The 14067-nt window shown below is 70.9% G+C and carries 13 protein-coding genes, 1 tRNA gene and 1 pseudogene; 4 read left to right on the forward strand and 11 right to left on the reverse strand.

Annotation, left to right across the window (positions count from 1 at the left end; genetic code table 11):
- Positions 1 to 129: 129 nt before the first annotated feature.
- From OG202_RS25550 to OG202_RS25560, 3 genes are all read right to left on the reverse strand, one after another.
- On the reverse strand, positions 130 to 3141 hold the full coding sequence (locus OG202_RS25550) for a SpoIIE family protein phosphatase (protein WP_328223630.1): 3012 nt from the start codon (positions 3139 to 3141) through the stop codon (positions 130 to 132).
- A gap of 488 nt (positions 3142 to 3629) precedes the next feature.
- A complete protein-coding gene (locus OG202_RS25555) occupies positions 3630 to 4022 on the reverse strand; it encodes an SCO5389 family protein (protein ID WP_328223631.1) in 393 nt (130 codons plus the stop codon).
- Positions 4023 to 4039: 17 nt separating this feature from the next.
- Positions 4040 to 5065, reverse strand: a complete 1026-nt coding sequence (locus OG202_RS25560; RefSeq protein ID WP_328223632.1) for an ATP-binding protein — start codon at positions 5063 to 5065, stop codon at positions 4040 to 4042.
- Between the two features lie 500 nt (positions 5066 to 5565).
- Here OG202_RS25560 and OG202_RS25565 point away from each other — a divergent pair, with 500 nt between their 5' ends.
- Complete coding sequence (locus OG202_RS25565; RefSeq protein ID WP_328223633.1) at positions 5566 to 6525, forward strand: LAETG motif-containing sortase-dependent surface protein; 960 nt, start codon at positions 5566 to 5568, stop codon at positions 6523 to 6525.
- A 133-nt stretch (positions 6526 to 6658) separates the two neighbouring features.
- On the opposite strand, the gene OG202_RS25570 is transcribed toward OG202_RS25565, so the two are convergent.
- On the reverse strand, positions 6659 to 7042 hold the full coding sequence (locus OG202_RS25570) for a hypothetical protein (protein WP_326580319.1): 384 nt from the start codon (positions 7040 to 7042) through the stop codon (positions 6659 to 6661).
- A gap of 162 nt (positions 7043 to 7204) precedes the next feature.
- Here OG202_RS25570 and OG202_RS25575 point away from each other — a divergent pair, with 162 nt between their 5' ends.
- On the forward strand, positions 7205 to 8311 hold the full coding sequence (locus tag OG202_RS25575; protein ID WP_327728686.1) for a serine hydrolase domain-containing protein: 1107 nt from the start codon (positions 7205 to 7207) through the stop codon (positions 8309 to 8311).
- A gap of 37 nt (positions 8312 to 8348) precedes the next feature.
- Here OG202_RS25575 and OG202_RS25580 read toward each other — a convergent pair.
- Together OG202_RS25580 and OG202_RS25585 are read right to left on the reverse strand one after the other, a co-directional pair.
- Positions 8349 to 8641: pseudogene (locus OG202_RS25580) on the reverse strand (hypothetical protein).
- Positions 8641 to 8955 carry a hypothetical protein gene (locus OG202_RS25585; protein ID WP_327728685.1) on the reverse strand — a complete coding sequence of 105 codons (315 nt, stop codon included), beginning with the start codon at positions 8953 to 8955 and terminating at the stop codon, positions 8641 to 8643. The pseudogene OG202_RS25580 and the gene OG202_RS25585 overlap by 1 nt, the downstream one beginning before the upstream one ends.
- 148 nt (positions 8956 to 9103) lie before the next feature.
- Between OG202_RS25585 and OG202_RS25590 the strand changes: the two genes are divergently transcribed.
- Positions 9104 to 9361 carry a GntR family transcriptional regulator gene (locus OG202_RS25590; protein ID WP_327728684.1) on the forward strand — a complete coding sequence of 86 codons (258 nt, stop codon included), beginning with the start codon at positions 9104 to 9106 and terminating at the stop codon, positions 9359 to 9361.
- A 22-nt stretch (positions 9362 to 9383) separates the two neighbouring features.
- On the opposite strand, the gene OG202_RS25595 is transcribed toward OG202_RS25590, so the two are convergent.
- Positions 9384 to 10103, reverse strand: a complete 720-nt coding sequence (locus tag OG202_RS25595; protein WP_327728683.1) for an HNH endonuclease family protein — start codon at positions 10101 to 10103, stop codon at positions 9384 to 9386.
- Positions 10104 to 10339: 236 nt separating this feature from the next.
- Between OG202_RS25595 and OG202_RS25600 the strand changes: the two genes are divergently transcribed.
- A complete protein-coding gene (locus OG202_RS25600) occupies positions 10340 to 10771 on the forward strand; it encodes a hypothetical protein (RefSeq protein WP_326580307.1) in 432 nt (143 codons plus the stop codon).
- On the opposite strand, the gene OG202_RS25605 is transcribed toward OG202_RS25600, so the two are convergent.
- The 4 genes from OG202_RS25605 to OG202_RS25620 all read right to left on the reverse strand — a co-directional run bounded on the left by OG202_RS25605 (position 10753) and on the right by OG202_RS25620 (position 14066).
- Entirely contained in the window at positions 10753 to 11217 is a 465-nt protein-coding gene (locus OG202_RS25605) for a DUF6174 domain-containing protein (protein WP_328223634.1), read from the reverse strand. The genes OG202_RS25600 and OG202_RS25605 overlap by 19 nt on opposite strands.
- A 341-nt stretch (positions 11218 to 11558) precedes the next feature.
- Positions 11559 to 11631 (reverse strand) — tRNA-Gly (locus tag OG202_RS25610).
- 92 nt (positions 11632 to 11723) lie between these two features.
- The gene (locus OG202_RS25615) at positions 11724 to 12335 is read right to left on the reverse strand and encodes a hypothetical protein (protein WP_328223635.1); all 612 of its coding nucleotides are present in this window, start codon (positions 12333 to 12335) and stop codon (positions 11724 to 11726) included.
- 384 nt (positions 12336 to 12719) lie between these two features.
- On the reverse strand, positions 12720 to 14066 hold the full coding sequence (locus tag OG202_RS25620) for a glycoside hydrolase family 43 protein (protein ID WP_328224721.1): 1347 nt from the start codon (positions 14064 to 14066) through the stop codon (positions 12720 to 12722).
- Between the last annotated feature and the right edge of the window lies 1 nt (position 14067).

Genomic DNA, 14067 nt, shown 5'->3' on the forward strand with positions numbered 1-14067 from the left:
AAGAGAGGGGCGATACGCCGTAATTGTGGAGATTCGGGGGAGGCGGGAGGAGGGCGTGGCCCGGCGAGTTCATCCGGTCGGGTCAGCGGTGGCGTCCCCGCATGGCCTACCGCGTGGACTGACGGTACGTCAGGCGGGCGGATTCGCCAGGGACTGTTCCGCCCAGATCACCTTGCCGTCGGGCAGGAAGCGGGTGCCCCAGCGCTGGGTGAACTGGGAGATGAGGAACAGGCCGCGGCCGCCCTCGTCGGTGGTGCGCGGATGACGCAGATGGGGCGCGGTGGCGCCGCCGTCGAACACCTCGCAGATCAGGGTGCGTTCGAGGACGAGTCGGAGCCGGATGGGCCCGGCGGCGTGCCGGATCGCGTTGGTGACCAGCTCGCTGACGACCAGTTCGGTGGTGAACGCCAGCTCGTCCAGCCCCCACACGCCGAGCTGCCGGGCGGTGGTCTTGCGGGCCTCGGCGACCAGTGCCGGGTCGGCGGGCAGTTCCCAGGAGGCGACCCGGTGGGCGGGCAGGCGCCGGGTGCGGGCCAGGAGGAGGGCGACGTCGTCGTTGGGGCGGGCCGGGGCGAGGGAGTCGAGGACGTGCTGGGCGTGCCGTTCCAGGGAGGGTTCGGGCCGGGCCAGCGCACGGCACAGCGCCTCCCGGGGGGCGTCGGCGAGCAGCCCGTCGGTGTGCAGGGCGATGACGGTGCCCTCGGGGAGGTCCATCTCCAGCGCCTCGAAGGGCCGCTGGTCGACGCCGAGCGCCGGCCCTTCGGGGAGCTCGGGGAAGGTGACCGTACCGTCGGGGGCGACCAGGGCCGGGGCGAACGGCCCGGCGGCGGCCATCGCGCACGTCCCGGACACCGGGTCGTGGACGACGTACAGACAGCGTGCCCCGACCGTCTGGACGCTGCCCCCGCCCGGCTCGGCACCCTCCTGCCGCGCCGACTTGGCGACCATGTCGTCGAGGTGGGCGAGCACCTCGTCCGGCGGCAGGTCGAGGTCGGCCAGGGTGCGTACGGCCGTACGGAGGCTGCCCATGGCGGCGGCGCCGTCGATGCCGTGGCCCGCCACCTCGCCGATGACGAGGGCGACACGGGCACCCGAGAGCGGGATGACGTCGTACCAGTCACCGCCGAGCCCGGTCAGCTCGTCGGCGGGCCGGTAGCGGGCGGCGACCTCGGCCGCGTCCTGCTCGGGCAGGCGGCGCGGCAGCAGGCTGCGCTGGAGGGCGAGGGCGGCGTCGCGCTCGCGCGTGTACCGGCGGGCGTTGTCGACGCAGACGGCGGCCCGGCCGACCAGCTCCTCGGCGAGGCCCAGGTCGACCGCGTCGAAGGGGTCCAGCCGGTCGCGCCGGAAGAACGTCGTGATGCCGAGCGTGATGCCCCGCGCCCGCACCGGCACGATCATCACGCTGTGCAGCCCGAGCGCCTCCACCGGCACCGCCCGGCCGCCCGGGAGCGCCTCGGCCCACTCCGTCGACAGCGGGTCCAGCCTCGGCTCCGACCACGACCGGCCGTCGACCAGCGCCCGCACGGGCGGCGAACCGGCCGCGTACGAGGCGACCGCGCCGACCTCCAGGACGGCCTCCGGCACCCCGGCGTGCACGGACTGCTGGGCGGTCCGCCGCAGCGGGACGAAACCGTCGCCGAGGGGGCCCGGCTCGGCGCCGCGCAGCACCGAGTCCAGCAGGTCCACGGTCACGAAGTCGGCGAGCGTCGGTACGACCACGTCCGCCAGCTCCTGCGCGGTCCGCCGTACGTCGAGGGTCCGGCCGATGTGCTCACCGGCCCGGTCCAGCAGGGCCAGCCGGGTGCGGGCGCGGTGTCGCTCCGACACGTCGACCACCGTGTAGTACACGCCGATGGGCCGGCCGTGATCGTCCTCCAGGCGCGTGAACGACATCGCGTGCGCGGTCTCGCGGTACGGAGACGACCGGACCCGGCCCACGTGCTCGTAGTCGAGCACCGGCACACCCGTCCGAAGCACCTGCCGCATCTGCGCCTCGATGCGCTCCGCGTCCAGCCCCGGCTGCACCTCCGCCAGCCTCAGCCCCACCCTCTCGTGCGCCTGCCCGCCCCCGAACCGCTCCAGCGCCGCGTTCGACCACACGAACCGCAACTCCGTGTCCACGATCGCGATGCCCACGGGCGACCACGTCGTCATCCGCTCCAGCACGGTCCTGCTCATGTCCCAGCCGGGAGCCCGGGTGGCGTCCGAGACGAGGGCCACCCAGTGGGCGGGGTTGAGGGAGTCGGGGGTGCCGAGCGAGGGGGCGGGCGGGGAGGGGAGCGGGGACGAGGACGGGGGTGGAGGTGAGGACGGGGGCAGGGACGGGGACGGGGAGAAGGGCAGGCGCGCGGACGGGGACGCGGGTGGGGGCGGAAAGCCGGGGGCGGGCGCGGTCTGCCGGGCCGATGGGCTGCCGGGGCCCTGGGTGGCCGGCCAGGTGGTGCGCGCCCGGGGTGACGTGCTCCGTGGTGGGGCGGGCTTGGGCGCGGGTGGGCTCTGCCGGGGCGGGCTTCCGGTGTTCCCGGCGGCCGGCCAGGCGCCCGCCTCCCGGGCGGGGGGCCGCCCGACCTCGGGCGAGGTCGGAGCAGGGGGTGCGAAGGGGGTCGGGGGCGCGGGCGGCGTGACGGACAGGGGCGCGTCGGGATAGCCGGGGCGCGGCGCGGGCCAGACGCCGGGTGCCGACGGCGAGGTCTTCACGTCGGCGGAGCCGGTGACACCGGCGGACCCGGCGGACCCGGTGACACCGGCCGACAGGGTCGAAAGGGTGGAACCGGCCGCGGGAGTCGCGTCGGCGGAGGGAATCGCGTCGGCCGCGGGAGTCGGCGTGGCCGCTTCCCGTGTCGGTACGACGCGGACCATCACCTTGACGTGGTGGCCGTCGCGGTGGCGGGCGGTGAGGATGCCGGACCAGCCGCCGAGGGCGCGACGGGTTTCGGCCAGGGGGCCGATGCGCTCGCCGTCCTCGTCGACCAGGAGCGTCAGGACGCTGCGGCCCAGGATCTCGGCCGCCGGATACCCGAAGAGCCGCTCGGCGTCCCGCGTCCAGCTCGTCACGAACCCGTCCGCGTCGATCAGCAACGGCGCGGCGTCGGCCACGTCGAAGCGCTGACGGGAAACGGCACTGTCCCTGTCGGTCCCCACGGCGACCCTCTCTGTCGCTGAGACGCCCTCAGGCCCCATTATTCACCTTGTGTGATCGCAGAGAGGCCACCTGGTGACGGCGCACATCACACGGCCGCACGCCGTGGCGCACGGACCGGCACTCACCGATCACCCACCAGGCACACGACTGCCCTGCGCGAGCCCATCGAGACCGGGCGCGATCGGGCGTGATCGGGACGAACTGCCCGCGCGAACAGCCCGAAGCCGCCCACATGGACGCGTGCACCCCCGGCCGTCAGTGCAGGCGTACGCCGGTAATGCGCCCCCGTACGCCCCCCGAGCTCCGGCGTGTCGAACCGACCGCCCCCTCCGCGGGAGGGGTGCGGAGGGGGCGGTGGCTGGCCGATTCAGGCCTGTCGGAGGGGCCGGAGAGGCGGGAGGTTCCGGAGAGACCGGGAGGTCGGCGGGGGCCGGGTCCGGCGGTGGGGCCGCGTGCTCGGGCGCGAGACCGGGCCCGCACCCGGGCGTCAGCAGTCCCGGAACTCCGGCGACTGGTTGAGGATCTGCGACCGCAGCGAGGTGAAGCGGGCGTACGTCTCACCGCCGCGCGCCTCGGTCGGGAAGACCGCCACCCGGTGGCAGTTCTGGAAGGCGAGCGCCACCCCGAAGTGCCGCTCCAGACTCCCCCGGATCGCGTCGCTGGACAACGCCCGCAGCAGCTGCCCGCGCTCCCGCTCCGACGGTGGCGGGGTCTGGTTGTCGGCGAACTCGGCGGTGCCCGCGCGCAGTTCGGCGACGAGGGAGGCGATCAGGTCGTACGCGTACGGCAGCGACGTACGCACCGTTTCCACGAACTCCACCTCCCGCACCTCGCCGTTCTCGGCATCGGCGAGCAGCTGCGGGGAGACGTCGAGCGACATGGGTGTTCCTGTTCTGATCAGAAGGAGACTACGGAGGGGGCGGTGGATCCGGTGCCGTTGGACCGGGTTCCGGACCGGGTGCCGGGCTCGGCGGCGGCCAGGGCCTCCGGTCCGTGGCGGAAATCGGGGTCCACCTGGGCGGCCAGGTCGTGCCCGGTGGCGTCGTTGGCCCAGGCGGCGGCGTTGCGGAGGTGGAACTCGACGGCGTGGCGCTGGAAGGTGGCCCAGTCCTTCGTACGGGCGTCGACGGCGTCCTTGAGCCGCGTCAGCGCGTGCAGGTTGTGCGCCTCCAACTCGCCCTGTTCGCGGCCCTGTTCCTGGGCGCGGACGTACGACGACTGCACGCAGTACGCCAACAGGTCGTCGCCCACGTGCTCCTTGAGGAAGAGCAGGTCGTCCTCGCCGGTGACCTTGTTGCCGACGACGGCGATCGGGATGCCGAACTCGGCGGCGTGCTCCCGGTACTGCCGGTACACGGACACGCTCTTCCGCGTCGGCTCCGCGACCAGGAAGGTCATGTCGAACCGGGTGAAGAGCCCCGACGCGAAGGCGTCCGCACCGGCGGTCATGTCGACGACGACGTACTCACCGGGCCCGTCGACGAGATGGTTGAGATACAGCTCCACCGCGCCGAGCTTGGAGTGGTAGCAGGCCACGCCGAGGTCGCTCTCGTCGAAGGCGCCGGTGACCATGAGCGGCACGCCGCCGACGCGCTGGACGTGCCGGGTGTGGACGTCGTCGTCGCCGAGGAGCCGCAGCAGCCGTGAACCCCGGCCCGGCGGGGTCGTCTTGACCATGGCCTCGCGGGAGACGATCCGCGGGTTGGTGCCGCGCAGCCGGTCCTTGATCTCGCCGGTGCGCGAACTCAGCGGCGGCGCGCCGAAGGTGTCGTCCTCGTCGAGGCCGAGCGCGTGCGCGAGGTGTTGGTTGATGTCACCGTCGATCGCCACGAGCGGCGCGCCCGACCGGGCGAGGTGCCGGGCGAAGAGCGCGGAGAGCGTCGTCTTGCCGCTGCCGCCCTTGCCTACGAAGGCCACGCGCATGGACCGTCACCCCGCTCGCTCTCGGCGGCACCCTTGACGCCGATAATGAAAATGGATGTCATGAACGTAGGTTCGGGAGCGGGGGGCGGGTTGTCAAATCCGCCCCATATCAACTCCCCTGGGTAAAGCGGGCAGTTGGTGAACTCATTGCCGTTCGGTGACCCGGCGTTGGGGTGTTCTTGGAGGTCCCCGCCGGGCTTCTCGAGGTCACCGGAGGGGTTGATTCCTTTTGTGGCCCATATGTGCCCTCCATGTGCCTCGCGTGTGGCGCAGGTGTGCCCCAGGGGCCGCGCAAGGTGGCCGCCGGGCGGACGTTTCCCGAGGTTGACAGCCCCTACCCGTTGGTAAACGATGTGCAGACCCTGTGGCTCAAGTGACCTATGAGCCCGGTGTTTTCTTCGACCACTCACACCCTGGCGCGGCCCCGGCGTGGCCTCGTGCTGCCGTCATGCCGCCGCGCCCCGGGTCTCGTACGTTCCGAGTTCGAGAATGGGATCTGCATGTCCATAGCGAGACGTGTCATCGTGAGCCGCCTGGTGGGGACGGGCATCGCCGCTCTTGCGCTGAGCGCGGCGGTCTCCGGTCCGGCGTTCGCCACCGGCACGCCCGGCGGTGACGGCTGGGGCAAGAAGAGCTACGCCCCCGGCCAGGGCGCGGGCACGCCCACCGAGACCGACCGCTGCGAGTTCTCGCTGGACGGCGTGAAGTTCGCCGACTGGGTGAAGCTCGACGACCAGAACCTCAAGCCCACCGAGGACGGCAAGGTCCACATCAAGGTCCGCGCCGCCGCCGACGCCACGACCTGCACGGTCTCCCTCGCGTCCTACCTCGCCCACGGCCCGACCTTCGGTACCTCCGGCGAGCAGGTCTTCGTCGACTTCGACACGGTCACGGTCAAGCCGGGCGCGACGGACTCCCTGGACATCGCGGTCCCCGACGCGGGCTGCTACGCCCAGATCGACCTCTACCGGGGGAAGGTGAAGTTCGACGGCAAGCTCGACGCGAAGGACGGCTTCGAGCACGGCGACGTCCCCAAGGGCCCCGACCGCCCCGTCATCAAGGACAAGCTGATCGCGGCCTGGAACGGCGGCACGAAGGACTGCACGACGGAGCAGCCGCCGGCCGAGGAGAACCCTCCGGCGGAGGAGCAGCCCCCGGCCGAGGAGCAGCCGCCCGCCGAGGAGCAGCCGCCCACGGAGGAGCAGCCCCCGGCGGACGAGAACCCGCCGGCCGACGAGAAGCCCCCGGCCGACACCCCGGAGACGGACTCCCCGGAGCCCACCCCCTCCGACTCCACCCCGGCCGCCCCCACCCCCAACGGCGGCGAGCCCGGCGACCTCGCCGAGACGGGCGGCGGCAACGCCATCCCGATCGCGATCGGCGCGGCGGGCCTGGTCGCCGCGGGCGGCGCCATCTTCGTGGTGACACGACGCAAGGGCACGAACCGCACGGCTTCGTGACGCGACGCCGCAGAACGAGCGCGAACCGCACCTGAACCCTCGCGGCGCCCGGCCTCTTCCGAGGTCCGGGCGCCGTGTCGATGTCGGTGTGCCCCGCCGGTTCAGCGAACGTCGACGAAGTCTGCGACCCCGGCTAATGTGCCGCCCCGCGAAAGCGGCCCAGGAGAGCCTGAGCCCGCTCGGCGTCCGCGTCGAAGAACTGCGTGGCCGACGCGGGCGACACGGCCGTCCCCCGCATCCGCACCTCATGGCAGGTGAAGCAGAACGCCGCCTCGAACAACGCCAGGTCGAGCGCGTCGTCGTACGCCCGGATACCCCATCCCGGCGAGAAGCCGCAGCGCTGCTGTGCGCTGCCGGGCAGGGTCTCGATCAGGGCCAGTACGTCGGCGGCCTCGTCCCCGGCCCAGTGAGTGACCACCGCACCGGGGTAGGGGTCGTCCCGCCTCCTCGGCAGGCCGGAGATCCTGACGACTTCGATCAGGGCGGTGGCCGCGACGGCTGGTGCGGGAAGCTGCATGAACGCAGTGTGCCTGCCGGCATCGGTCAAGGGGGCTGGCCCCAGCTTGGATCCGGGGGCCGGGCGTACTGATCTCGGAGCGGAGTCCTGGCAAGGTCGTCGGCGACCGACGTTCCACCTCGCGCCTCACGTCCGGGCCGGGGCCGTGACCAGGGGGAATCCATGCAGCGCAAGCGCCTCGCCGCCTCAGTACTGCTCGCCGTGACACTCACCGGGGTACTCGCCCCGGTGGCCGCCGCCGGCCAACCGGACCCGGTGCAGCGGCAGCTGGACCTGCTCGTCGACCGGGACGGGGTCCCGGGAGTCCTGGCGTACGACGGCAGGACGACCCGTACGGCCGGCCTGGCGGACCTGGAGTCGGGCCTGCCGATGGCCGGGGTCGACGAACGGGCCCGGTTCCGGTTGGCCAGCGACACCAAGGCGTTCACCGCGACGGCCGTGATGCGCCTGGTGACGCAAGGGCGGATACGTCTCGACGCCCGAGCGGGTACATACGTGCCACAGCTCGCCGAACGCGCGATCACGGTGCGGCAGTTGCTCAAACAGACCAGTGGCCTGCCGGAGTACACCGGCCTGGTCGACTGGACCCGCCCCGGCACGGCCGAGGACTACCTGGCCCTCGCGCTCGCCGAGAAGCCCGTCTTCGAGCCCGGCACCGACTGGGGCTACTCCAACTCCAACTACCTGGTCCTCGGCATGGTGATCGACAAGGTCACGGGCGTCGACTTCCGCACGTACGTCGAGCGCACGATCCTGCGCCCCCTGCACCTCGACGACACCTACTGGCCCGCGCCCGGCGAACTGACCCTGCGCGGCCCGCACGCCCGCAACTACGGGATCCACCCGGCGGACCCGCACGCCGGCCGCGTGGACGTGACCGAACTCCCCGGCCACGAGTTCGGCGCGTCCGGCGGCCTGGTCTCCACGCCCAAGGACCTCAACACGTTCTGGGACGCCCTGTTCACCGGCCGCCTCCTGCCCGCCCGCACGGTCCGCCTGATGACCCACGACTCCACCGACGTCAGCGGCCGCGACGTCTACCCACCCGGCAGCCGCTACGGCTACGGCGTCGCCTCCACCCCCCTCACCTGCGGCGGCGCCTACTGGGGCCACGGCGGGGACCTCCCCGGCAACTCGGTGGCCGGCGGCCGGTCCACCACCGGCCGCGCCACGGTGACCGTCTACACCACCACCTGGTCGGCCGCCGGCGACAGCCTGCGCCACCTGCGGGGCGCGGTGGACGCGGCCCTGTGCGCCGAGGACCGCTAGAGACTCGGCTACGCCTCCTCGAGCGGCCCCCGCGTCGTCAGTCGCGCCGCCGCCTCAGCCGCTGCCCGCGGCTCTCGGCAACCCGAAGCGCGTCCCCGAGCGCCTCGCCCAACCGCTCGGCGAGGAAACGGAGTTCACCACGGGGAGCGTCCGCCACCATCTCGCGCGCGTGAGCGAGCAGTTCCCTCCCCATCCCGAGCTGAACGGCCTCCGTGGCCTCGGCCAGCCGCGACACCGGCCCACCCTCCCCGTCGGTGACCAGATAACAGGCCTTCCCCTCGTCCCGGGCCACGGCAACAACCGCACCTCGCCCCCCGATTCCGTGCCCATCAGGCGACCTCCACCCCATGGATCCAGCACGCACCGGGCATATCCAACCCCATCGCCGCCATGGCCAACTCCCGCCGCCGCAACCGTTGCTCATGGACGGCGAGGTAGGGGCGTACGGCGACGGTGGAGGCGCCGTCGAAGACCTCGTCGAGCCCGTATGGGGATCGATGCGCCGGGAGGGGGGTCGGGGGAGTCTCTGTCCGGTCGGCGGGGGTGGGCGCGACGACGAGGCGGACACCGGCCCGCCGTCTGCCGGTACCGGAGATGAACAGGAGCCGCAGTCGCAGGGCGACGCGACGGATAAGGTCGAGCATTGTCGACGCTCCTCAGTCAGCGTTGGCCATGCCCTGGGAGGTCTAGCCACCTCGCCGGGGTTTTCTGCGTTCAGGCTATGCCTGTCTATAGCTATTAGCTAGTGTAAGTCTCTATGTTCGAATGTCATTCGATGCCTACAGTCAACCCGTGATCGAGTTTGACCCCACCCGGCCCAAGTGGGTGCAGATCGCCGACGTCCTCCGCGAGAGGATCGAGAGCGGCGAGTACCCGCCCCGAAGGATGATTTCCGAGGTCCGACTGGAGCAGGAGTTCGGAGTCGCACGCGTCACCGTCCGCAAGGTGACGGCCGCCCTGCGAGCGGACGGCCTGATCACTACGACCCCGGGCATGGGCTCCTTCGTCGCCGAAAGGCCCGCTGCCGCGGGTGACGCCCCCACGGGTTGACCACCGGTCGTGGTCCCCCGGCTCAGCGGCAGGTGTCCAGAATGGAGAGCAGTGCGTCCTTCTCCTTCTGGGTGACCGAGAGCCCATAGGTGAACTTCACATGGGTCCAGGCCCTGCCGTACACGCAGTGGAAGGCCGTGTTCGGGGGCACCCACTGGTCGGGCGACTGGTCGCCCTTCGCCCTGTTGGCCACGACCGAGACGGCGATGAGCTGTGTGGTGGACAGGTCGTTGGCGAACTTGTGGCGCCGGGCGGCGCTCCACTCGTCCGCCCCGGACCGCCACGCGTTGGCCAGGGGGACGACGTGATCCACGTGGACCTCCGACGGCATCGTGAGGATGCGGTCGTCGTAGGGGCTGTGCCAGTTCTTCGATGCCGTCTGTGCCTTTGCCTGAACGCCGACGTGCTTGCTGTCGCGGATCAGGACCACTTGGCGCGTCCGGGGCCAATGGTCCTCGATCCAATGCTCGAACTTTTCCCTGCTGTACCCCTCCAGCGAGTGCGGAGTCTCCACGGTGAGGGTCGCGAGTTCTGTGCGAGCCACGTCGGCGGGCGGCGCCTCGGGCACCATCGGCGCTGTGGCCGGCGGTGGAGGAGGTGCCGATGCCAGGGCTGATTTTTCGACCCGCTCCCAGCCGTTCGCCAGGACGGCGGCGATGGCCGTCGGGACGGGAAGGAACGCTATGGCCGCGCAGATGACCGCAGACCGTCGATGCGAAACGCCTATGTCAGGTGTGCTCATGCGGGAATAGATATCCGCATAATGTCCATAGTCATCATAAATCACTCATATGGCAGGCCGGGTTCATGCGCCAAGGGCCGACTGCGGAGGCGGGATGAGGCCTGCGGCGGTGCACCAGGTCACCGCCCCCTCGGGAGCCCTGGGATTGAGTAATCCGCGGTTGTCACCCGTACCCCTCGTCGAGTGCACTCACTAGGAAGAGCGCCGAGGCCCCGAAAGCGAACGGAGATCAGGGCATGGTGAGGAAGCTGTCCCGTGGCGTCGCGCTGGCTGCGAGCCTGGCTGTCCTGCCCCTGATGGCGGCGTGCAGCGGTGGTGGTGACAAGGCTGACGGCAAGGCGACGGGCGAGTCCAGCCCGGTGGCCGCGGTGGTCGCGCCGGCCAAGGTCGAGGTGATCGCCGAGCTCACGGGGTGCGAGGTGAAGATCCGGACCGAGGCGGAGGAACTGCGCGAGGGCGTGTGCCAGACCGCTGTGGGGGATTACCTCATCACCACCTTCCCCAAGGACGAACTCAAGGAAGTCTGGCTGGAGTCGGCCTCCATCTACGGCGGGAAGTACCTGGTCGGACCGCAATGGGCCATCTCCGCCAAGCCCGCCGTGCTCAAGAAGCTCAAGGTCAAGGTCGGCGGCACGATCCGGGACCTGAGTCAGCCGAGCGCCTCGTAGCCGCTGAGGGTGTACGCCTCCTCGTCGTCGATCGCGTTCTCCTCCCAGTCGATGGAGATGCCGGTCGGACGGCCGTCTTTCGCGTACTCGACCTCCACCACGTCGGCGCCCTCTTCGCGCGCCGCCTCCGCCTGCTCCAACAGCGCGGCGATGGTGGGTACTTCGGTCGTCCTCTGGTCGACCACCCGTCGGCCGCTCTCGTCGATCCCCACGGCCTTCACGACCTTCCCGTCCCGGACCGTCACGTCGAACGTTCCGATCAGTGACCGCTCACCCTCACTCGACTTGAGCGTGTAGCTGTACGCGGCGGGCTCCTTCCATGCGGGTGCCGACCCCTTCGCCGCCGTCGACTCCTCCCCGCACGCGGAGGCTCCCCAGGCCAACGCTCCGGCCAACGTGGTGAGCAGCGCACGGCGACGGACTCGCGCGGCTGTGGTCGTCGGCATGGTGGCACCCTTCGAAGACGGTCACCACTGAGACGCGGGGCGGGGCGGCAACGTTCGACGAGACCGGCCTACAGCCTGCGCCAGGCGCCGAGGAGTTCCTCCGGGCCGTACGCCGCCTGGAGTCCGGAGCAGCTGATCCCGTTGCGGGAGACCGCCACCAGGGGCACGGGCTCGTCGCGTGGGGAAGGTCGTGGGGAAGTCCACGGACATCGCGCCGGTCGCCGCTCGCCGCTCGCCGGTCGCTCGGGATGCGGTGTCGGCTCTGTTCGGTAGGGGGCGACTGCCGGCCTCGTGCAATGCGAGAACCCCACCTCGCGTGAGCGAAGTGGGGTTCTCGTAACTGGAGCGCCGGGCAGGCCTTGCACCTGCATTTCCCCGCAGGAAGCGGGGCGTCTTTCCTTGGACCACCAACGCATTGAGTACTACCGGGAGTTTGCGTTCCGGTGAGCGGCTCGTGATCAACTATAGCGGATCGTCGGGGGTGTTGCATCCCCGGTTCTGGCCGGTCAGAGCAAGTACGCCTGGGGGGCGAACTCGACGCGGAGGTACTTGGCGCTCCGTTCGCCCAGGGCCTCGCGGAGGATGGGTTCGGCGGTGTCGGGGTCGTCCACGCCGATCTCGATGTAGCCGGTGCCGTCCAGGCCGGCTTCGCGCAGGTTGAAGGTGCCGTCCCAGCGGTTCATGTCCTCGGTGATGAGGTCGAGGAGGGCGGTGAGGTCCTTCTCGTTTATGTCGCGGTCGTGGAAGCGCACGGTCACGCCCTTTTCGGCGGCGGCGCAGACGGCGGTGTCGAAGGGCTTGGAGGGGATGCGGTAGATGTCGATGGCGGTGCCGTCCTCGTCGAGGACGAGGCCGGTGAAGATGGCGGAGTGACGGCCGGCGGTCAGGTTGTCCACGTAGCCCAGGGTGCGGTCTGTGGGGGTCTCCTCGGGGATGCCTTCTCCGGTGGGGTCGGTGAGGCTGCCGGTCGGGCGGGTGCCGTGGCAGGTTTTTGACGGGGTGGAGGTGAGTTCCACGTTCTGGGTGTCGGCTGCTGAGCCCTGGAGGGCGCCGAGGGCCACGATGGCCGCGGTGATGGATGCTGCTGTGCTGGTTCTTGCGTGGGTTCGGCCTCGCATGGGTGCCTCCCGGGTCTTCGTGCCGCGTGGGGCTCCGCGTGGGCGGGGCCGCGGTCGGTACTGAGACGTGGGAGGGGGGTGAAGGGTTCGGGTGCGCTCGGGGTTTTTTCGCCCCCGCCGCCCCTACCCGTCCCGTCCCAGGGGCTGCGCGCCCCTTCGGCCCCCGTTCAAGATTCGGGGCTCCGCCCCGGACCCCGTTCGCGCAGTTCCCCGCGCCCCTGAAAAACGCGCAGTTCCCCGCGCCCCTGAAGAACGGGTGGTGCCCCGCGTCCTGAAGAACGGGCGGTGCCCCGCGTCCCTGGGAAACGGGTGGTGCCCCGCGCACCCTGGGGACAGGGGGCGCGGGGCACCGGGGAGTCGCAGCGTTTGAGGTGGTGGCTGGGATCAGTAGCCCACTCTGAACGTCGCGTCCGCTCGTTCCGTCGTTGTCGAGATCGGGTCGATGCGGAGCAGGTAGCCGCTGTGGCGGATGTAGCGGGTGGGGTTGTTGTACGAGCGGAAGGAGGACCAGGTGGAGTCCGCGAGGCCCGCTACGCGGGTGAACGTGGCGTCCGCGGCGAAGGTGGACGTGCCGTCGTTCGCGTCGAGGCGGAGGTTGTAGCTGTAGTGGCGGAGGTAGCGGGTCGGGTAGTTGACCGACTGGAAGGAGACCGCTGAGGAGTCCGCCAGGCCCGGGACCAGCTTCCACTGGGAGTCCGGGAACGGGTCGAAGGGGTACTCGTCGATGCGGCCCACGTAGTCGCTGTGGCGGACGTAGCGGGACGGGTAGTTGTAGGACTTGAGGCGGTTCCAGGTGGGGGTGCCCCACTTGGTCAGCAGGTTGTTGTACTCGGTCGACGTGATCGGGTGGATGCCGCAGTGCTTGGAGTTGAGCGGCTGGGTGTAGAGCTTCTGGTCGAGGGCCGTCCAGGTGCCGGCGGCGAGGTCGCTGGACTGCCAGACGTAGAAGACGCCGTTGGGGGTGTACGTGTCTCCCCAGAGGTACCAGTTCGACGAGGAGAGGGACTTCACCACCGTGGGGGCCTCGGTGCCGCCGTGGGAGGCCGCCGTGCTGAACGGGGTGAAGCTGCCCGGGTTGAGGGTCGTCGAGCGGGCGCCCACCAGGGTCTGGTTCCTCTTGTAGTAGAGGTAGTTGACGCCGTTGACGCCGACCGTGAGGTTGCCGTCGATGATGTCGTAACCGGGGTCGAAGAAGACCTGGGGGTTGGACGTCGTGACGAAGTCGGTCGTGTAGCTGACCATGATGACGTTGTGGCCGCTGCTGTTCACCGAGGAGTAGAGGATGCCGTACTGGCCGCGTGAGGCGTCCCAGTAGGCCTCGGGGGCCCAGCTGTGGGTGGTGGTCATGTCGTGCAGCTTCACGCGCCGGTAGCCGGTGAAGGTCCGCAGGTCGGTCGAGTCCCAGACGTGGATGTACGTGCTGGCGTAGTTCCAGTCGGTGCCCTTGAGGTCCGTCGCCAGGACGACGAACGTTCCGTCCTGCTTGCGCATCAGGAACGGGTCGCGCAGGCCGCCGGCGCCCTGGGTCGGGGTGACCAGGGGAGCGTTCTGGTTCAGCGGGGTCCAGTTGAGGCCGTCCTGGCTGACGGCCAGGTGGAGGCCGTAGTTGGCCTCCAGCATCGTGTTGGACTCGGTGAAGTAGACCATCGCGTACGCCGAGTCGGCGGCGTGGGCGGCCCCGGCGCCGAGGGTCATGACGCCGGTCGCGGCCAGGGGGACGGTCGCGGCCATG

The sequence above is a fragment of the Streptomyces sp. NBC_00310 genome (genome assembly GCF_036208085.1).
GTDB lineage: Bacteria > Actinomycetota > Actinomycetes > Streptomycetales > Streptomycetaceae > Streptomyces.